The sequence below is a fragment of the Streptomyces sp. AC512_CC834 genome, from assembly GCF_019049325.1.
In the GTDB taxonomy this organism is placed as follows: domain Bacteria; phylum Actinomycetota; class Actinomycetes; order Streptomycetales; family Streptomycetaceae; genus Streptomyces.
Genome location: NZ_JAGMUO010000065.1, coordinates 595,018 through 613,914, shown reverse-complemented (window position 1 = coordinate 613,914; position 18,897 = coordinate 595,018). Strand labels below are relative to the sequence as shown.

Genomic DNA, 18,897 nt, shown 5'->3' with positions numbered 1-18,897 from the left:
ATCTCCCTTGACGCAGCGGCGTGTTGCACGAGCCGGAGCAGGCGTGTTGTACATGGATTCAATAACGCGGCCCAGTCTCGCCCCGTTGTTGAACCGGCGTCAAGTAAGGTGCGGGCATGGCCGCGAACCAGGGCGAGCGCACCCGCCGCAGGCTCAGTACCGGGGAGCGTCGGGAGCAGTTGCTGTCGGTGGGCGCGCGGCTGTTCTCGGAGAGTCCCTACGACGACGTCTGGATCGAACGGGTCGCCGAGATCGCCGGGGTTTCCCGCGGGCTGCTGTACCACTACTTCCCGAACAAGCGGGACTTCTTCACGGCGGTCGTCGAGCGCGAGAGCGAGCGCATGCTGCGCATGACGGCGGCCGTGCCGGGGGTGCCGGTCCGCGTGCAGCTCACCGCGGGCCTCGACGCGTACCTGGAGTACGTCCGTGCCCACGCGCACGGCTACCGCGCCTTCCACCGCGCGGACGCCGCCGGGGACCAGACCGTGCGCCGGGTCTACCGGCGGGCGCTCGCCGCGCAGGAGCGGCAGATCCTCGCGGCGCTGGCCGCCGACCCGGAGTTCGGTCCGGCCTTCGAGGAGCGCACCGACGTACGGCTGGCGGTGCGCGGCTGGCTGGCGTTCACCACGGCGGTCTGCCTGGAGTGGCTGCGGGACCCGGAGCCCACCCGTGAGCAGGTGCGCGACCTGTGCGCACGGGCGCTGTTGGGTGCCATCGCGCCCTGAGGCCGCGTCGCGGGAGCGGGCGGTGGGATCGCGCTGTGAGATCGCGCGTCGTGGTTGGCGTGCCCTCCGATCTCCGATAGGTTAGGTGAGCCTTACCTAAGAGTCTCACCCGAGAGCCTTACCCAATGAACTGCTGAACGGAGGTTGGGATGGGTGACAGCCACACCTGGACGGCCGCGCCCGCCGCGGCGGAGCAGGCCCGTTCCGTGCTCGCCGCCGCCTGGTCCTGCGCGGTGACCGCGGAGGGCGGCCGCGAGGAGTTCGTCGGCGCGCACACCGTGGGCGACGACGGGCGGGTGCTCCTGCACGTGCCCGAGGACAGCGCCCTGCTCGCGGCGGCCGTCTGCGCGCCCCGCGGGGAGCCGTCCGCCGTGCTGGAGTTCGCCGACGTGGCGCCCGTCCCGGTACGGGGGCGGATCAGGGCCCGGCTCTGGCTCGCCGGCTGGTTCGCCGTGCAGGACGGGCACTTGGCCTTCCGGCCCACCCGCGTGGTGCTGCGGCGGCCGTCCGGTGCCGTGGTGGTCGACGTCGACGACTTCACCGCCGCCGCGCCCGACCCGCTGGCCCTGGCGGAGGCCCGGCTGCTGACCCACCTCGCCGACTGCCACGGCGACGCCGTCCAGCGGCTGACCCGGCTCGTCGAACCCGACAGCCTGCACGGCGCGGTCCGGGTACGGCCGCTCGCCGTCGACCGGCACGGACTGACCCTGCGCATCGAGCGCCTCCGCGACCAGGGTGACGTACGGCTGCCCTTCCACGCGCCGGCCGACGACGTCGGGCAGCTCACGGAGCGGGTGCACGTGCTGCTGTCCCAGGCGAGCGCCGCCTCCTGCCCCCGGGCCCTACAGTGGCAGCGCACAGACGGCGACGGGTGAGGCGAACGGCTCTCCCGCGGGGCGCAGTTCGCCACGGCCGGCATCCACGTGGAACACGCTGACGGTGCCGGACCTCTGGTTCGCCGCGAACAGCAGCGCGCCGTCGGGGGAGAAGGCGATCTGCCGCGGGTAGTCGCCGCCCACCGGCACCGTGCCGAGCGGCCGGAGCCGGGCCCCCTCGGCCTCCACCGCGTAGCGCGTGAGGCTGTTGTGCCCCCGGTTCGCGAGGAAGGCGTACGAGCCGTCGGACGTGACCAGGATCTGCGCCGGGTAGTTGGTGCCGGAACCCGTGCCGGAACCCGTGCCGGACCCGGTGCCGGTGGACTGCGCCTCCCCGATGCTCAGGCGTCCCGTGTCCGGGTCGTAGGCGCAGACCGCGACGGTGTCGTCGACCTCGTTGGCGAGATAGGCGTGGCGTCCGCCGGGGTGGAAGGTGAGGTGGCGCGGCCCGGCACCCGCCCGGGTCCGTGCCCGCGCGACTTCCTTGAGGGTGCCCGCGCTCTCGTCCAGGCGGTACGTGTACACGGTGTCCGTGCCGAGGTCCACGGCGAGGACATGGTTCCCGTCCGGGCCGGTGACGATCTGGTGGGCGTGCGGCCCTCGCTGCCCCGGGCCGGGCGGGGGAGCGGAGTGCGTGACCAGGCCGGTGCGCTCCCCGAGTGCGCCCGAGGCGTCGATCGGGTGCACGGCGACACTGCCCGAGCCGTAGTTGGCGCTCAGCAGCCAGCGCCCGCCCGGATGCACGGAGAGCTGGCAGGGCGCCGCGCCGCCGGTGCTCCGGCTGCCCAGGACCCTGCGGTCGGACAGCCGGACGGCGCTCACCGCGCCGTCCTCGCGCTCGTTCACCGTGTACAGGGTGCGGCCGTCGGGGTGCACCGCCAGGTACGAGGGGTCGTCCACCTCGGCGAGGACGCCCCGGCCGGTGACACGGCCCGTGCCGGGGTCGTAGTCGGCGAGTCCGATGCCCTGGCCGCCGCCCTCGACGGAGGTGTAGGTGCCGATCAGGAGCGGGCGCGGCCCGGAGGACTCCCGCTGCCTGCCCGACGCGCCGGCGCTCGCCCCGGGAGCGGTGGGTGTCGTGGACATCCCCGGTAACGACGACGACTCCGGGTCCGACGGACCACCGCACGCCGTCGCAGCGGGGAGCGCCGCCGCCGCGGTGGCCGTCCGCGCGAGCAGCCCGACCAACCGCCGCCTGCTCCAGCCGCCACCGCTCACGTCCACGCTCCCCTGCCGTTCACGTCCTTCGCCGGCCCCGTCCTCCACCGGCCCGTCTTTCGCCGTTGCCGTCTTTCACCGGCTCGTCTTTCGCCAGCCCGTACTTCACCGGCCCCGTACTTCGCCGGCTCGTCTTTCACCGGCCCGTCTTTCGCCGGCCCCGTACTTCGCCGGCTCGTCTTTCGCCGGCCCCGTACTTCGCCGGCTCGTCTTTCACCGGCCCGTCTTTCGCCGGCCCCGTCTTTCACCGGCTCGTCCTCCACCGGCCCCGTCCTCCACCAGCCCCGTCCCCTACCAGTCGCCGTCCTGGACCGGTTCGCCCGGCGCGTCCTTGAGTGGCTTGACCTGCGGGGGCGTGGGCGCCTGCCAGGGCTCGTGGTCGTCCCCGATCCAGTCGCCGACCGGCTTGACGTCCTGGAGCGGCTCGGTGGGGGCGAGATCGTGGGCGTCCTGGTCGTAGTAGTCGTACCAGGGCAGGCCGGCCCGGGTGTACGCGGCCCGGTCCACGGGGGACGGCGGCGGCGCCTCGCCGGTGATGCGCTGCCACTCGGGAGGCGTCACCAAGTGCACGAAGACCCGGCCGGTCGGAGCCTCGGCCCAGTCCGTCAGCGGCCGTTGGTCGCGGTACACCTCCTGGCGCATGGACCCTCCGACGCCGAGCCCCATGGCCGGCGCGGAGCGGGGCCGGGCCGCGCCTCCGTAGGCCGGGGCCGCACCCGGGGCGGCGGGGGCCGACGCCGCCATCGGGGCGCCGAAGGCTCCGCCCGACCGGGCCCGCCTGCGCGTCGCCTCGGCACGGCGCCGCTCCGCCTCCTCCCGCCAGCGGGCCAGCTCCGCGTCGTTGAGAGGGCGGGCCTGCAACTGGACGCCGCCCCAGACCTCCTCGCCGGTGACCTGGCCCTCGACGGTCGCCCCCATGCCGAGCGGCACCGCCACGAACTGACGGACCGTGCCCGTCCCGGAGTTGATGCCGTCCAGCCAGGGCTGGCGGGGAAGGACCACGTAGTTCTGCGGATCGCGGGACAGCCGGTCGCTCCAGGGCCTGCCCGACACCGCGCACACCTTGCCCACCCCGACCTGGAGGGCGGCGGGCTCCCTCGTGCCGGCGAAGCTCAGCCACATGGCCTCACGCAGATACACCGGCAGCATCACGCCGCCGCGCGCCCGCCACGCCTCGGGCACGGTGTCGGCGTAGTCCGAGACCCGGCGGACCGGGAACTCGCCGAGCCCGGGCGGCAGCGGATGGGTGCCCGTCTCGGGCAGCCGCAGGGTGCGGATGAAGCGCACCGCCGCACCACCCGGCAGCAACAGCCGGTTCCCGTCGATCCGCACGCTGGTGTCGGTCATCCGAACGCCCCCTCATCCATGTGGACTCTTCCTCACTCAACACTCAATGGGAACGCCGTGCGGCGCGGCCGCGGTTCCGCTTCCGCCGCAGTGCCCGCATCCGGTCCCACAGCCGGGTCAGCCGCGGCATGCGCTCGCGCTGCTCGCGCGTGTGATGGTCCAGCTCCTCCAGGAGCCGGCGGGAGCGGTGCTCGGTGTCCATCTCGTCGATGATCCGGTCGACCTCGGCCAGCACCGCGCCCCGCAACTGCCACTGCCGTTCGTCGCGCCTGACCTCCTCCAGAAGCAGCACGGCCAGCCTGTCGCGGGTGGCCGCGGCCTGCCGCAGCTCGCTGGACAGCCGCTCCTCCGCCGACTCGGCGTCGTCACTGGCGCTGGTGGTGACCAGCACCGAGAAGCTCACCACGGCGTCGGCGATCTCCGACAGCAGTTGCTGGATGGTCGCGCCCGTCTCCGGCGGGAACAGGGGCTCCGGCTCACGCTCCTTGGCGAGGTCGGTGAACGTGCGTGCCAGGACCCGCATGACCACCGTGCAGATCTCCAGGGTGTCCAGACCCGTACGCAGCACCACCCGGTGGAGCAGCCCCTCGCGCACCCGGGGGTTGAACCGCAGGCTGTCCTCGGCCTGGCGGAGGTCCTCGTCCACCTCGCCGATGTCGTGGTCGAGCCGGCGGGCCTCGTGCAGCCGGGCCGCCGCCTCGTGGAAGGGAGTGCTGTCGGCGGCCTCCTCACCCATGCGCAGCATGAGCCGGCGCACCTGCCGGGCCAGCCCCACGATCGACTCGCCCGCCTGCTCCACCCACACCGGAGGGGCGAGCACCAGGTTGAAGGTCAGCCCGACGATCGCCCCGATCAGGGTCTCCACCACCCGGGCCCACGCCAGGCTGCCGTGCGAGGTCACGCCGAGCACCAGCATCGCGCTGATGGCCACCTCGGCGACGAACTCGTGCGCCCGCACCAGATGCCCGACACCCAGCGCCGCCACGATCAGCAGGGCCAGGCTCCACCAGCTCAGCCCGACCAACTGGCTGAAGGCGATGGCGACCAGCACGCCGGCCACCACGGCGTTCACCCTGCGGATGCTCATCTTGAGCGTGGCGTACAGGGTGACCTGGACCACCAGCAGCGCGGTCAGGGGTGCGGTGAGCGGCGCCGCCGACTTGTCGGGAGTCAGCCGCACCGCGATGACGTAGGCGATCGAGGCCGCGCTGGCCGAGCGCAGGGCCTGCACGACCATGGGGTCCCGAAGCCACTTCACCCGCCGCAGAGCCGACCCCGCGGCCGCACGCACATCCCGCATCCTCGGGCTGTTCCCTTCCGCAGGCGCCTCGAACGTGTCCGATCAGGACGGTAGCCGGACGCGGACGGCCGGGCCCCTTCTCACGCGCCGTGCGCCGCCGGACGGGTCAGGCGCGCAGCTTGGCGACGAAGGCGGACAGATTGCCCAGCGCCCGGGCGACCTGCTCCTCCAGGGTGAGGCTCTCCTCGAGGCGGGCGCCGCTCTGTGACACCTTCTTGCCCCGCAGATACAGGGAACACGCGAGGTCGGTGCACATGTAGAGGCCGACCGAGTTGCCCTCGCGGCCGGCCGCGCCCGCCTTGCGCGCGGTCATCAGCGACACACCGCCCCGGGGGTGAGTGGTCAGGCACAGCGCGCACATGCTGCGCTGGAAGTAGCCGCTCCGGGCAGGCTGGAACCGCAGGGCCACACCGGTCGGACCCCCGTCGTGGTCGGTGACCAGATAGCTGCGGTCGGGCGCCCCGGGGTCCCGCCAGCCGAGGAAGTCGAGATCGTCCCACGGACGCTCGTCGAGATCGCGGGGGACGGCCAGACGCTTGGCCTCGCCCTTCGAGCAGTTGATGAAGGAGGTGCGGATGTCCTGCTCGACGAGTGCTCTCATGGAAGCCTCCCTTTGTAAGTCTTGGACATGTACATATGCCTTGAACCTAGGGGCTCTAGGTTTTCACCTAGCGTAGATAGCAAAGGAGGGAGAGGCCAACGCATTTCGGTGAGCGTGAGTTCATAGCATGAATTAAGGGCAAAGGGAAGTCGCGTGCGGCAGTCCGGCAGAGGTATGTTGCAGACCGGGCACGGTACGGGAGGAGCCACATGGCGGGGCGGAACGGGCGCACGGTGCGCGACCTCAGGCGGGCCAACCGTACGGCCGTGCTGCAACGGCTCTACTTCGACGGACCGCTCAGCCGCTTCGAGCTGGGCCCCGCGACCGGCCTCAGCTCCGGTTCCGTCAGCAACGTGGTCGCCGACCTGGTCGCCGACGGACTGGTCGAGGAGGCCGGCAGCGTCGACTCCGACGGCGGCCGGCCCCGCACTCTGCTGCGCGTGGCCCCCGCCAGCGGCCACATGATCGGCGTGGACGTCGGCGAGACCCGGGTGCGGGTCGAGCTGTTCGACCTGACGCTCACCGAACTAGCCCGCGCCGAACACCCCCTGGCCGAGCAGCGGTACGACGTCGACGTCATCGTCGGCCACATCCGCGACGGCATCGCCGAGGTGCTGGCCACAGCCGGACTGCCGCCCGAGCGGCTGCTCGGCGCCGGGATCGGCGTGCCCGGAATCGTCGAGCACACCGCCGACCGCGGTGCCGTGGTGCACGGCCAGACCATCGGCTGGGACGCGGTCCCGCTGGAGGCCCTGCTCCGAGCTGGGTCGCCGCTGCCCGACAGCGTGCCGTACCTCATCGACAACGGCGCCAAGACCCTCGGCCAGGCCGAGATGTGGTTCGGCGCCGGACGCGGCGCGCACAACGCGGTCGTGGTCCTCTTCGGCTCCGGCGTCGGCGCCAGCCTCGTCACCCCCGAGGTCGAGCAGGGCCGGGCGGTCGAATGGGGGCACCTGACGGTCCGGGTCAGAGGCCGCCGCTGCCGCTGCGGAGCACTCGGCTGCCTGGAGGCGTACGCGGGCGCCGAGTCACTGCTGGCCCGCTGGCGGGAGGCGGGCGGCCGGGTGCCGGAGGGCACCGACGAGGAGACCGCCCTGACCACCCTGCTCGCCGCCGCCCACCCGCCCGGCGGCGAGGCGGCCGACCCGGTCGCGCTCGCCGTCCTGGAGGAGACCGCCGAGTACCTGGGCGCCGGCCTGTCCGACCTGATCAACCTCTTCCAGCCCGAGCGCATCCTCATCGGCGGCTGGGCCGGCCTCCAGCTCGGCACCCGCTTCCTGCCGGCCGTACGCCGCCACGCCGTGTCGTACGCGCTGCGCCACCCCGCCCAGAAGGTGACGGTCGACCTGGGGCGGCTCGGCCCCGACGCGGTCACCGTCGGCGCCGCGATCCTGCCCCTGGCCGACTTCTTCGCGCGTGGCGGCCGGCGTCCCGAGCCGGCGCCCGAGTACCCGGTCCCCGCCTGGCGCACGGCGCTCGAGGAGCGGGCGCCGCGCTGAGGTTTCGCCGGTCACCGCGGAGGTACCCGATGCCGCTCGGACGACCGGCAGGACCACGGGAAGGAGCGCGCCGTGACCGATCACCGCCACGAGGGACCGGGTGAGAACGGCGATCCCGTCCCGCGCGACCTGCCCGACCAGCAGGCCGGCATCGACGACGACCCGTGGGAGGCGGCCGCGCCCACCCGCGAGCAGCTCGAGCACCGGCAGGGCGACGAGAGCGACCGGCCCGAGGACGACGAGGACGACGAGGACACGGGGACCGGCGACGAGTCGGCGGAGCCGCCGGGCGAGTCCGGCGCCGACGTCCCCGACACGGACGAGGCCGGGACGGGCCGGCAGGGCGCCCCGCACTCCGGCAACGTGAACCCCGAGCACCCGGTGCCCGACGAGTCGCCCGGCTGACGACCGCTGCAAGGAGAAGCCCCGACCGCGACGGGGGAATCACGGCCGGGGCGGCTTGAGGTGGATACGGATGGCGGTCGCCTCGCGGCGGGGGCTCCACAGGGCTTCAGCCGAACGATCTTCCCTGTGGGCGATGGAGATGAGGCCCGGGGACACTGTTCCATCCGCACCCACGTTCAGTTCAACGGAGAAGTCCCCGCCGGTGTTCCACCGTCTGTCGCGGTTTGCGGTGAAGTGGGTCACTGCGCCGCGGGCTCGTGGGCCGGATCGCGTTCCCGTCCGGGCCCCGCCTGGCGGCTCCACCACGTCAGCGGCCCGCCACTCCGGACGGAGTACGGCCCTGCCGGGTCCAGGCCAGCAGCTCGTCCAGGGTCCAGGTGGTGACCACGCGCCGCGGGGGCACCCCGCACTCCTGGGCCCGCGCGCACCCGTGGATCTGCCAGTCGAGCTGGCCGGGCGCGTGCGCGTCGGTGTCGACGGAGAACAGCACGCCCGCCGCCACCGCCCGGCGCAGCAGCCGCCGCGGTGGGTCGAGCCGCTCCGGGCGGCTGTTGATCTCCACGGCGGTGCCGGACTCCGCGCAGGCGGCGAACACCTCGTCCGCGTCGAACTCCGACTCCGGCCGCCCCCGCCCGGTCAGCAGCCGCCCGGTGCAGTGGCCCAGGATGTCCGCGTGCGGGTCGCGGACGGCCGCCACCATGCGGCGGGTCATCGCGCGGGCGTCCATCCGCAGCTTGGAATGCACGGACACGACCACCACGTCGAGGCGCTCCAGCAGCTCCGGCTCCTGGTCGAGCGAGCCGTCGTCGAGGATGTCGCACTCGATGCCGGTCAGCAGCCGGAACGGCGCCCAGGTCGCGTTGAGTTCCGCCACCACGTCGAGCTGCTCGCGCAGCCGCTCGGGGGAGAGGCCGCGGGCCACCGTCAGCCGCGGCGAGTGGTCGGTCAGCGCCGCCCACTCGTGCCCGAGCGCCGCCGCGGTCCGGCCCATCTCCTCGATCGGGCTGCCGCCGTCGGACCAGTCCGAATGCAGATGGCAGTCGCCGCGCAACCGCTCCCGCAGCCGTTCGCCGCCCTCCGCACGCGGGGCGTCCGGCTCGGCCTCCAGCTTCTCCAGGTAGCCGGGCGTCCGCCCGTCCAGCGCCTCGCGGGCCACCTGTGCGGTCTTGGGGCCGATGCCCTTCATCGACTCCAGCGACCCGGCCCGCTCGCGCAGCTCGTCGGTACCGAGCCCGCCCAGCACCCGGGCGGCGGTGCGGAAGGCACGGACCCGGTAGGTGGGCGCCTGGGACCGTTCCAGCAGGAACGCGATCCGCTCCAGTGCCTCGACGGGCTCCATCGCCACCTCCTCCCGCGACCTCCTCCGGCACGTCCAGGGTTCCCCAGCGCCCCGGGACCCGCACCCCGGGCCGGTCCGATCCTCCCTCCAGCGGGTTGCGGCCTACCCTCGAGGCATGACCGAAATCGACAGCCCGCACATCGGCACTCCGCGGATCCTCGTGCTCCGGGTGCAGCCGGGCACGCCTCCGTTCCGGATCGTGGAGATCGACGGCCAGGTCGTCGGTGAGGCCAGGGCCGTCACCGACGTACTGGAGGCCGCGGCGGCCTTCGGCATCACGGTCCACGACCTGGACGACCCGGACGTGGTCCGCTGGGTGGGCGGGGACAAGTTCACCTGGACCGTGCACTGAGGAGAGGCCCGGGCCCCTTCGGGTCGGGTCGGCTCAGCCGACCGTCCACTTCTGGTTGGCGCCGCCCGTGCAGGTCCAGATCTGCAGCCGGGTGCCGTTGGCCGAGTTGTTTCCGGTGACGTCGAGGCACTTGTCGGCCTGCGGGTTGACGATGTCGCGCGCGGCGGTGACGACCCACTGCTGGGCGGCGCTGCCGTTGCAGTCCCACAGTTGGACGACCGTGCCGTCCGCCGTGCCGCCGGCGTTGACGTCCAGGCACTTGCCGAGCGCCCGGATCGTGCCGTCGGAGCCCACCGTCCACCGCTGGGCGGCGGTGCCGTTGCAGTCGTAGAGCTGTACGGGGGTGCCGTTGGCGGTGTTCGCCGCGGCGACGTCCACGCACTTGCCCGCCAGGCCCCGGATCGCGTCACCGCCGGACGAGTCGCCCGTCGTCACCGAGACGTGGTCCACCACCAGCGACTGCGGGAAGACCGTGGAGCCGTCCGGGTCGCCGGGCCAGTAGCCGCCGACCGCCAGGTTCAGGATCAGGAAGTACGGCTTGTTGAACACCCACTGCTTGCCGCCCAGGTCGGCCGGGGTGCGCCGCTGGTAGACGTTGCCGTCCACCGACCAGGTGATCGAGTCGGGCGCCCAGTCGACGGCGAAGGTGTGGAAGGCGTCAGCGAAGGCCTGGCCGCCCGGCAGGCTGTAGCCGGCGCCGATGCCGCCCGCGCCGGAGTACCCGGGACCGTGGATGGTGCCGTGCACGGTGGAGGGTTCGAAGCCGACGTTCTCCATGATGTCGATCTCGCCGGAGTCCGGCCAGTTCACCGGGGTGCCCAGCATCCAGAACGCCGGCCACATGCCCTGCCCGCGCGGCACCTTCATCCGCGCCTCGACGTGTCCGTACTGCGCCGTGAACTTCCCCGAGGTGTTGAGCCGGGCGGACGTGTACTGGCAGGTGCCGTACCAGCACTGGTAGTTGGCCGGGTTCTCCTTGCGGGCCGTGATGACCAGGTGGCCCTGGCCGTCCAGGGCCGCGTTCTTGTTGCCGGAGGTGTAGTACTGCCGTTCGTGGTTGTTGACGTTGTCACCGGTCTCGATCTGCCACTTCGAGGAGTCGACGGCCGCACCGGCCGGGCCGTCGAAGGTGTCGGAGAACGTCACGGCGGCGGCCGAGGCGTCGGCGACCCGGGCGGTGGTGTCGGGTTCCGCCTGGGCGGGTCCGGTCACGAGGGACGCGGCCAGTCCGGCGGACAGGGCGGCGGCGAGGAGACATCTGCGGAGCAGGCGTGGGCGGGCCACGGCTCTCCCTTCCGTACGGTGCCCCGCTGGGGAGCACCGACCGAGGTGGGGGGTGTTGGGGGTGTCGCCTCTTTATTCAAGTAGTGAGATAAGGGCCGGTCAATACCTTGGTACGGACCAGTCGCCCGGCGCTCACACTCGTGCCCTGCGCGCGTGCACCGCACGGCTCATCCGCCGGCCCAGAAGCAGGTAACCGAGCAGCGCGCCCGTGGTGTTGAGGATGACGTCGTCGATGTCGAAGGCCCGCCCGGTGACCAGGGCGCCCTGCGCGAACTCCACCAGCAGCATCACGACGGCCGTCAGCAGCAGCACCCGCAGCAGCCCGCGTGTGCGCGGCGCCACGACCGGGACCAGCACGCCGAACGGCACCCCCAGCAGAATGTTCCCGCCGATCTGCTTGACGGCGTCACGCAGCGCGGGCTGGTCCAGATAGGCCTTCAGCGAGCGGCCCGGATGCATGTTGGTGTGGGTGAACGCCTCCGACGCGGGGGAGGGGTGCAGGGTCAGCCGCGCCAGCACCACCGCGAACGCCACCATGAATACGAACGCGCACGCCGTCGCCAGCAGCCGCAACGGCAGGGCGAGCGCGTGCCGTTCGCTCCCTTCGTGCCCTTCGTGGCGTTCATGTCGTTCGTGTCGATCGGTGTTCTCGGCCTTGGCGGCGCGGGGCCGCGGCCACGAACGCGGCCTTGGGACGGCACGAGCCATGTCGGTCCTCCATTCGTCAACGTCCTTGCGGGTCAATGCGCCTGGATCCCGTAGGTCACCCGTACCTCCTCGAAACCGAGAGAGCTCAGCAGGCCCCGGAGCATGGCGGTGGTGTTGCTCTCGGCCCGCGCCTTCAGCTCGCTGTCCTTCGCCGCGTCACCGATGTGCCGGGACGCGAGTTTCCGCACGGCCTGCTCGCCGTTCGGGTTGTCCGAGAACAGGTCGCCGAGGCGGTCGAGCAGCCCGCGCTGCTTGGAGACCGCGTAGGAGCGGTCGGGGTCGAGGGCCGGCTCGCCGAGCGCGGCGTGCGGCAGCCGCAGCGTGGCCGAGGTCCGGTCGCCGTCGACCCGCACGTCGTCCTCGCCCAGTTTCCCGAGGTCGACGAAGGCGTCGACCGTGCCGGCCCCGACGTACAGGGTGCGGGAGCCGCGGATCGCGTCGGGCAGCAGCTTCGCGTCCTTCTCCAGGTCCACGACGACCTGGAAGTTGCCGGAGGCGGCCTCGTAACGGCTGATGTCCTGGATCGACTTCAGCAGCGCGGGCCCCGAACGGTCCTGGGTCTCGGAGCCGAACAGGTCCTTCAGACCCGGCAGGACGCTCAGCCGGAGCCCCGCGAACAGCACGACGAGCACCAGCACCACCGCGGTCAGCGCCTTCGCCCAGCCGGGCATGCGCCTAGCGGGCTTCTCGACGGGGCTCGTGGGCTTCTTGACGGGAGTCGTCATGGCGACGGCCCTCCTTCCTACTGACCCGGATGCCCGCCATCTCCCGTGCCAGACGCAGCAGTTGGCGGCAGGGCTATGGAAGGCGGCGGACGGGGGACGGCGGACGGGGGACCGGAGCGCGAGGGCGCGGGGGCGTACCGCGGTTCAGTGGCCCCGCTTCAGTGGACGGTCCGTGGACGGGCGCGCCGACCACACCGCCTCCCCGCGCGTGAGCCCCGGCAGCCGCAGTTCGGCCTCCCGCACCCGCCGGGCCGGCAGCTCGCCGGTGACGATCCAGGCCGGGTCACCGCCCGTCGTACCGGTGAAGTCGGCGCCCAGCGAGGCCAGCAGGGCCGTCACGGCCGCCAGCGCGTCCGCCGGGACCTCCGCCTCGAAGGCCTGGTACGGCTCGTACAGCACGGTCCCCGCCCGGGCGAGGGCACGGCGCAGCACGATCGGGGTCAGCCCGCGGAAGTCGGCGGCCGTGCTGAGCGGCGAGCTGAAACCGGAACGGACCAGCGTGACGCGGTAGTCGGTGACCGCGCAGCCGGTCGGACCGGTCAGCAGCGTGGCGTGCACCGTCTCCTCGATCGCCTGGTGGAAGGCGCGGGGGAGCGCGCCGAGTTCCGTCTCGTAGGCGAAGACCCCGCCCGAGCCGCGCGGGCCCGGCTCCACGCGCAGCCCGATCGTCGCCCAGTACCGGGTGTGGTCGAGCCACGGCATCTCCTCCACGGCCTCGCCCGTGCCGTCCGGGCGTTCCAGGAACCGGACGCGGCCCGGCTCGAACTCCGCCTCGATACCGAAGTCCTCGGCCAGGGTCGCCGCGAGAACCTCCATCTGGACCTCGCCGTACAGGAGCAGGGCGGTGGCGCCGGACGCGGCCGGGCGGGCGTGCAGCAGCGGGTCCTGGTCGGCCAGCGCCAGCAGGGCGGAGCGCAGCGGCGCCGCCTGCTCGGGGCGCACCGCCCGGACCAGGGTCTGCAGGGTCGGCGGCGCGAACTGCGGCGCGCGGTCGCTCAGGCCGCCGAGCCGGTCGCCGACGCGCAGGCCGCCGGGGACGGCGAGCGCGGCGATGTTCCCGGCGGTGAGCGTGGCGTCCCCGCCGACGACGTCGAGGCGGGTCACCCGGCCGGAGACCTCGGTGGTCCGCCCGTCGGACTCGCGCCGCAGGAAGGTGAGCCGTCGGCGTGGGCGCACCTCACCGTCGTACAGCCTGAGGTACGCCGTGCGCTCGCCGCCGGGCCCGGGGCGGACGGCGAAGACCGTGCCGCGCGGCGCGTCGGCGCCGGCCGTGGCGGGCGCCGCGGCCGGGACCAGCCCCGTCAGGCCCTCGACCAGCTCCGCGACGCCCTGGCCGCCGAGCGCGGAGCCGTGGAACAGCGGGTGGAAGGTGCCGTCCGCGGTACGGGCGGCGAGGGCGGCGCCCAGCTCCGCCGCGGTCGGCTCGGGGCCGTCCACCAGCGCGGCCAGGACGTCCGGGTCGACCTCGGCGAGCGCCTCGGCGGTCCGTCCGTCCGGCGGGCGGCGGGTGACCCGGGCGTGCGCGGTGCCGGCGCCCGTCACCCCGGTCAGCGGGGCTACGTGCGGCGTCAGCAGGCGCCGGACGTCGTCGAGCAGGCCGTCGGTGCGCGCGCCGGCCCGGTCGATCTTGTTGACGAACACGAGCGTGGGCAGCCGCAGCCGCCGCAGGGTGCGCATGAGGACGCGGGTCCGCGCCTGTACGCCCTCCACGGCGGACAGCAGCAGCACCGCGCCGTCGAGCACCTCCAGGGCGCGCTCGACCTCCGCGACGAAGTCGGAGTGCCCCGGGGTGTCGATCAGGTTGACCCGGGTGCCGCCGACGGTGAAGGCGGCGACGGCGGAGCGGATGGTGATGCCGCGGCGGCGCTCGATGCCGCCGTCGTCGGTACGGGTGTCGCCGGCGTCGACGCTGCCGAGCCGGTCGATGGCGCCGTGGTCGAACAGGAGCCGTTCGGTGAGGCTGGTCTTACCGGCGTCGACGTGGGCCAGGATGCCGATGTTCAGGGTGTGCATGTGTGGATGAGTCCTCGGGAACCGTGGGCCTAAAGGGGCACTGGGTGATTCCGAGGAGTCGGCGCATGCGAGGATCCTGACGTGAGGGGACCCGGGTGAGACCCGAGTGAGGCGGACGGCGCCATCATGGCGCGGGACCCCGGGAGCGCCGCAACAGGATTTCCGTAGGCCGGGGATCCCGGCCGGACAGGATCACGCGAGGAGCGGTCCGTGCGAGACATCGCCGTGTTCAGCGGTAGTGCCCACCCCGGGCTGGCCGAGGAGGTCTGCGCCCAGCTCGGCGTGCCGCTCAGCCCCACCCGGGTGAGCCGGTTCGCCAACGACTGCCTGGAGGTCCAGCTCCTGGCCAACTGCCGGGAGCGGGACGTCTTCCTCGTCCAGCCCCTGGTCAAGCCGGTCCAGGAGCATCTCGTCGAGCTGCTGCTGATGTGCGACGCGGCCCGCGGGGCGTCGGCAGGACGCATCACCGTGGTCATGCCGCACTACTCCTACGCCCGCTCCGACAAGAAGGACGCCCCGCGCATCTCGCTGGGCGGGCGCCTGGTCGCCGACCTGCTGGTGGCGGCGGGCGCGAGCCGCGTCCTCGCCATGACCCTGCACTCGCCCCAGGTGCACGGCTTCTTCTCCGTCCCGGTCGACCACCTGCACGCGCTGCGTGAACTGGCCGCGCACTTCAGGCAGTACGACCTCGCACGCACCACGGTCGTCTCACCCGACCTGGGCAACGCCAAGGAGGCCGCCGCGTTCGCCCGGATGCTCGGCGCCCAGGTGGCGGCCGGGGCGAAACAGCGGTACGCCGACGACCGGGTCAGCATCAGCGCCGTGATCGGGGACGTCGCCGGGCGCGACGTCATCGTCCTCGACGACGAGATCGCCAAGGGCAGCACGGTGCTGGAACTCCTGGACCGGCTGCGGGAGGCGGGCCCGCGCAGCATCCGCCTCGCCTGCACGCACGGGCTGTTCGCGGCCGGTGCGCTGGGACGGCTCAGCGAGCAGCCGGACGTGCTGGAGATCGTGTGCACCAACACCGTGCCGGTGCCGGCCGACGACCACACGGACAAGCTGCGGATCCTGTCCATCGCCCCGGCACTCGCCGAGGCCGTACGCCGTATCCACAACGGCGAGTCGGTCAGCGCACTGTTCGACGCCCGGCCGGCCGGCTGACGCCGAGGGCCTCGTCCAGGGTCGGCCGCGGCGGCAGCAGCCGGGCCAGGCCGGTGATCCGCAGCATGCGCAGGGTCAGCGGGTGGGCGCACACCAGGTGTACCTGTCCGCCCTGGTCGAGCACCCGGCTGCGGGCGCGGTACAGCAGCCGCAGCCCGGAGCAGTCGAAGAACTCGATCCCGCCGAGGTCCAGCACGACCCGGGCGCCGGGCCGCCCCGTCTCCCGGTCCAGGTGCGGGACGATCTCCGCGGCCGAGGCGATGTCGATCTCGCCCCGGAACTCCAGCACCGTATGGCCCCGAAGGTGGCGCACCCGAAGATGCCGGGTGGACGACGCGGATTCCTGCCGCACGAACCTTGCCTCCAGCCTGTTCCGGCCTGCTTCCGAGAGCTCAACTACCCAGTCCGCTCGAAAAGTTACCCCGATCGAGCGAGTTTGAGCATGTTCGATTGACATATGTCATCGAAATCTCACCGCCGCGACCGGGCCCGCCGCGGCCGGTCAGTCGACCACGAGGACGAGTTTGCCCGTGGTACGGCCCCGCTCGCCGAGCTCGTGCGCCCGCGCCGCCTCGGCCAGCGGAAACGTCCGCTCGACCGAGGCCCGCAGCTGCCCCGGCCGCAGGTCCGCCCGCTCCACCAGCGCCTGCCACGCCGTCAGCGAGACCAGGGGAAGCGCGCCCGCCTGCACGTGGTCGACGCCGGCTGGCTTGTGGGTGAAGGTGCGTGCCGGAGCGGTGACGTACTCCGCGTGGGAACCGTGGCCGAAGGGGTAGGACAGCATGCCGAAGACCTCGTCGCCGGGCCGGAACGCGGCGACGCCGATCCCCACCGCCTCCACCACGCCCGACACGTCCCAGCCCAGCACGAAGGGCGGCTCGCCGAGGAAGCCGCCGTTCGCCCGGTGCTTCCAGTCGGTCGGGTTCACCCCGGCGGCACGCACCCGTACCAGGACCTCGTTCGGGCGCGGCCGGGGGCGCTCGGGCCGCACCTCCTTCAGCACCTCGGGACCGCCGAGGACGTCCTGGCCGATGGCGCGCATGGTGTTCATCGAGACCTCGCAACTCGGGGAGGGGGTGGGGGCACGGTCTGCAACCTCCGACGAGATGGTGCCATTCCCCGGGCGGCAAGGAGATTCGCCCACTCCGGAACGCGCGTGGGGTCGTGACGGAATCCTCACTTCCGCCTCGCCGTGAAATTGATCTTTTGGGCTTCCCAACCGATAAGCTCCCTAGCGGCGCTGCGAGTTGACGCGATCGCGACGGGTCGACTCACGGTGTGCACTCATGAGTGCGGTCCCCCTGGCACACCCCTGCCCTCGCACACCTCCGCCTTGCACACCCCTGCTTGCGGAATCCCCCCTGTTCGATCGTTTTGCTTCGAAGGATGCAGATGGAACTCGCCACTCCGCCACCGGCGGCGCGGGCCCCTGTCGCCTGGTACTCCTGGTGGCTGATGCCACTGGGTCTGGGAGGCGGGACGGTGGCCGCCACGTTCATGAGCTCGGAGCGAATAACCGTGGCCGTCGCCGGTGCGGCGGCCACCGCGGCCGGCACCGTGTGCGTACGCCTCCTCCTGCGCACCCGCGCACAACTGGGCCGGGCCGAGGAGGCCCACCGCGGCGCGCGGGCCGAGCACTCCCAGCAGTGGCAGCAGCACGTGGGCGGCCTGGAACGCAAGTTCTCCGCCGAGCGCGCCGCCCTGGACGCACAGCTCACCGAGCAGGCCCAGACGTACGAGGCACAGCTCACGGAACACTCCCGGGCCTACGAGGACCGGCTCGCCGAGCAGGTCACGACCTACGAGAGCCGCCTCGCCGAGCAGACCGAGGCCTGGCAGGAGCGGCTGGGTCACCAGTTGGCCGCCGTGTCCCGGCTCGCCGACGAGCAGTTGCCCGACGCGATGCGCAGACTGCGCGCGGGCGACGCCATCGACGACATCCTGCCCACCGTCGAGCAGTGCTCGAAGGTTGGCGCCGACCTCCAGGCCGAGCTGCGCAAGGTCCTCAGGACTGCGCTGATCGGCGTCGAGGCCCAGTTCGACCGCTCGACCTCCGCGGAACAGGCCGTCATCAGCGTCGGCAACCGCATCCACGTGCTGACCAGCAAACTCCGTGGCCGCCTGCACGAGCTGCAGGGCGAGCACGGACGGCTGCCGGCTGTCGCCCGGGGTCTGATGGAGCTCGACCAGGCCATCGGCCCCGCCGACTGCCTCGCCGCCAGCATCGGCGTACTCGGCGGCTCCGACCGCCCCGGCCGGCAGTGGCAGGAACCGCAGCGGCTGCTCAGCGTGATGCGCGGCGGCATCGGCCGGATCAAGGACTTCCACCGCGTCCAACTGCGCCATCTGCCCGAACTCGGCGTCGACGGCGGACTGGTGGACCACCTCACGCTGATCTTCGCCCACCTGCTGGACAACGCCGCGCGCTACTCGCCGCCCACCGAGCCGGTCGTCGTGTCCGGCAAGGAGGTCCCCAACGGCGTCGGCATCGAGATCCAGGACTCCGGCAAGGGACTGAGCGAGGAGAAGAAGCGCGAGGCCGAACACGCCCTCGCGGGCACCTCGCCCGGAGTGGGACTCGGCGGCATCTCGGAGGACGCCAACATCGGCCTGCGCGTCGTCGGCGCCCTCGCCCGCCGCTACGGCATCCGCGTCACCTTCGCCGACTCGCCGTGGCTCGGCACCTCCGTCGTGGTCGTCGTGCCCCACAAGTACTTCAGCCCGCTGCCCGCGGCCCCCACGACAGCCACACCGGAAACCTCGTCGGACGTCGCAGGAACCCCGCTTGCCGCTGCGGGAACCTCGCTCGCCGCCGCGGGGACCCCGTCGGCCGCTGCGGGAACCCCGTCGGCCGTCGCGGGAACCTCGCTCGCCGCACCGGGAACCCCGCCCAGCGCCGCGGAGACCCCGCCCACCGCTGCGGGAACCTCGCTCGCCGCCATGGAGACCCCGCTCGACGCCGGCGCGCCCTCGGACGTCGCCGCCGCGGGCGCCGGCCCGGTCGCCCTCGCGGCCCACACGGGTGACGACGGCGTGGAGACCACCCCCGGCGGTCTGCCCCGCCGGCGGAGCAGGCGCGCCGAACCGTCCGCCGGACAGCCCCCGGCCCCCGCCACCGCCGGGCACCCCGACCGGCCCGGCCCGGCCGAACGGGCCTCCGTGGCCGCCGTACCGCCGGACGCGTCCTTCGCCGGGCTCGCCGCCTTCGCCACCGCCGGACGCGATCCCGGCGCCGGGACCGATTCGGTGACGGGTGTCTCCCCGCCACCGGAGGCCGCCGGCTCCCGTGAAACGACCACCGGTGGCGCGTCCACCGAGCACCGCACTGAAGAGAGCGACTAG

General features: G+C 73.0%; 18 protein-coding genes and 1 pseudogene. 7 read left to right on the top strand and 12 right to left on the bottom strand.

The window, feature by feature from the left end; translation table 11 throughout:
* Window positions 1–116 precede the first annotated feature (116 nt).
* Together KUM40_RS24945 and KUM40_RS24940 are read left to right on the top strand one after the other, a co-directional pair.
* Window positions 117–725: a TetR/AcrR family transcriptional regulator gene (locus KUM40_RS24945; protein WP_217168338.1), complete on the top strand. Its 609-nt coding sequence runs from the start codon at window positions 117–119 to the stop codon at window positions 723–725.
* A gap of 149 nt (window positions 726–874) precedes the next feature.
* Window positions 875–1,600, top strand: coding sequence for a DUF2470 domain-containing protein (locus KUM40_RS24940; protein ID WP_217168337.1), 726 nt, complete (start codon window positions 875–877; stop codon window positions 1,598–1,600).
* Here the strand turns inward: KUM40_RS24940 and KUM40_RS24935 are convergent.
* The 4 genes from KUM40_RS24935 to KUM40_RS24920 all read right to left on the bottom strand — a co-directional run bounded on the left by KUM40_RS24935 (window position 1,568) and on the right by KUM40_RS24920 (window position 6,066).
* Complete coding sequence (locus tag KUM40_RS24935) at window positions 1,568–2,818, bottom strand: lactonase family protein (RefSeq protein WP_374227415.1); 1,251 nt, start codon at window positions 2,816–2,818, stop codon at window positions 1,568–1,570. The two genes, KUM40_RS24940 and KUM40_RS24935, sit on opposite strands and share 33 nt — an antisense overlap.
* 291 nt (window positions 2,819–3,109) lie before the next feature.
* Entirely contained in the window at window positions 3,110–4,165 is a 1,056-nt protein-coding gene (locus KUM40_RS24930; RefSeq protein WP_217168336.1) for a hypothetical protein, read from the bottom strand.
* 43 nt (window positions 4,166–4,208) lie between these two features.
* A complete protein-coding gene (locus KUM40_RS24925) occupies window positions 4,209–5,465 on the bottom strand; it encodes an FUSC family protein (protein WP_217168334.1) in 1,257 nt (418 codons plus the stop codon).
* A gap of 106 nt (window positions 5,466–5,571) precedes the next feature.
* Window positions 5,572–6,066: an FBP domain-containing protein gene (locus tag KUM40_RS24920; RefSeq protein WP_217168332.1), complete on the bottom strand. Its 495-nt coding sequence runs from the start codon at window positions 6,064–6,066 to the stop codon at window positions 5,572–5,574.
* A gap of 209 nt (window positions 6,067–6,275) precedes the next feature.
* Between KUM40_RS24920 and KUM40_RS24915 the strand changes: the two genes are divergently transcribed.
* Together KUM40_RS24915 and KUM40_RS24910 are read left to right on the top strand one after the other, a co-directional pair.
* The gene (locus KUM40_RS24915) at window positions 6,276–7,565 is read left to right on the top strand and encodes an ROK family transcriptional regulator (RefSeq protein WP_217168331.1); all 1,290 of its coding nucleotides are present in this window, start codon (window positions 6,276–6,278) and stop codon (window positions 7,563–7,565) included.
* Window positions 7,566–7,637: 72 nt separating this feature from the next.
* A complete protein-coding gene (locus KUM40_RS24910) occupies window positions 7,638–7,970 on the top strand; it encodes a hypothetical protein (RefSeq protein ID WP_217168330.1) in 333 nt (110 codons plus the stop codon).
* 307 nt (window positions 7,971–8,277) lie between these two features.
* On the opposite strand, the gene KUM40_RS24905 is transcribed toward KUM40_RS24910, so the two are convergent.
* Window positions 8,278–9,309: a PHP domain-containing protein gene (locus tag KUM40_RS24905; protein ID WP_217168329.1), complete on the bottom strand. Its 1,032-nt coding sequence runs from the start codon at window positions 9,307–9,309 to the stop codon at window positions 8,278–8,280.
* Between the two features lie 115 nt (window positions 9,310–9,424).
* Here KUM40_RS24905 and KUM40_RS24900 point away from each other — a divergent pair, with 115 nt between their 5' ends.
* A complete protein-coding gene (locus tag KUM40_RS24900) occupies window positions 9,425–9,661 on the top strand; it encodes a hypothetical protein (protein WP_114529664.1) in 237 nt (78 codons plus the stop codon).
* A gap of 33 nt (window positions 9,662–9,694) precedes the next feature.
* Here KUM40_RS24900 and KUM40_RS24895 read toward each other — a convergent pair whose 3' ends face one another.
* The 4 genes from KUM40_RS24895 to otr(A) all read right to left on the bottom strand — a co-directional run bounded on the left by KUM40_RS24895 (window position 9,695) and on the right by otr(A) (window position 14,391).
* Complete coding sequence (locus KUM40_RS24895) at window positions 9,695–10,945, bottom strand: glycoside hydrolase family 16 protein (RefSeq protein ID WP_217168328.1); 1,251 nt, start codon at window positions 10,943–10,945, stop codon at window positions 9,695–9,697.
* 132 nt (window positions 10,946–11,077) lie between these two features.
* The gene (locus KUM40_RS24890; protein WP_217168327.1) at window positions 11,078–11,653 is read right to left on the bottom strand and encodes a VanZ family protein; all 576 of its coding nucleotides are present in this window, start codon (window positions 11,651–11,653) and stop codon (window positions 11,078–11,080) included.
* Window positions 11,654–11,685: 32 nt separating this feature from the next.
* Entirely contained in the window at window positions 11,686–12,378 is a 693-nt protein-coding gene (locus KUM40_RS24885) for a DUF4230 domain-containing protein (protein ID WP_217168326.1), read from the bottom strand.
* 144 nt (window positions 12,379–12,522) lie between these two features.
* Entirely contained in the window at window positions 12,523–14,391 is a 1,869-nt protein-coding gene (gene otr(A), locus KUM40_RS24880; RefSeq protein ID WP_217168325.1) for a tetracycline resistance ribosomal protection protein Otr(A), read from the bottom strand.
* Between the two features lie 210 nt (window positions 14,392–14,601).
* On the opposite strand from otr(A), the gene KUM40_RS24875 reads away from it, so the two are divergent.
* Window positions 14,602–15,555: a ribose-phosphate pyrophosphokinase gene (locus KUM40_RS24875; RefSeq protein WP_217168324.1), complete on the top strand. Its 954-nt coding sequence runs from the start codon at window positions 14,602–14,604 to the stop codon at window positions 15,553–15,555.
* On the opposite strand, the gene KUM40_RS24870 is transcribed toward KUM40_RS24875, so the two are convergent.
* From KUM40_RS24870 to KUM40_RS24865, 3 genes and pseudogenes are all read right to left on the bottom strand, one after another.
* Entirely contained in the window at window positions 15,521–15,907 is a 387-nt protein-coding gene (locus tag KUM40_RS24870; RefSeq protein ID WP_217168323.1) for an anti-sigma factor antagonist, read from the bottom strand. The two genes, KUM40_RS24875 and KUM40_RS24870, sit on opposite strands and share 35 nt — an antisense overlap.
* 150 nt (window positions 15,908–16,057) lie before the next feature.
* Entirely contained in the window at window positions 16,058–16,165 is a 108-nt protein-coding gene (locus KUM40_RS42720) for a zinc-binding dehydrogenase (RefSeq protein WP_374227421.1), read from the bottom strand.
* Window positions 16,166–16,606: pseudogene (locus KUM40_RS24865) on the bottom strand (alcohol dehydrogenase catalytic domain-containing protein); the annotation flags it as partial. It abuts the gene before it with no gap.
* Window positions 16,607–16,947: 341 nt separating this feature from the next.
* Between KUM40_RS24865 and KUM40_RS24860 the strand changes: the two are divergent.
* Window positions 16,948–18,897 carry an ATP-binding protein gene (locus KUM40_RS24860; protein WP_217168321.1) on the top strand — a complete coding sequence of 650 codons (1,950 nt, stop codon included), beginning with the start codon at window positions 16,948–16,950 and terminating at the stop codon, window positions 18,895–18,897.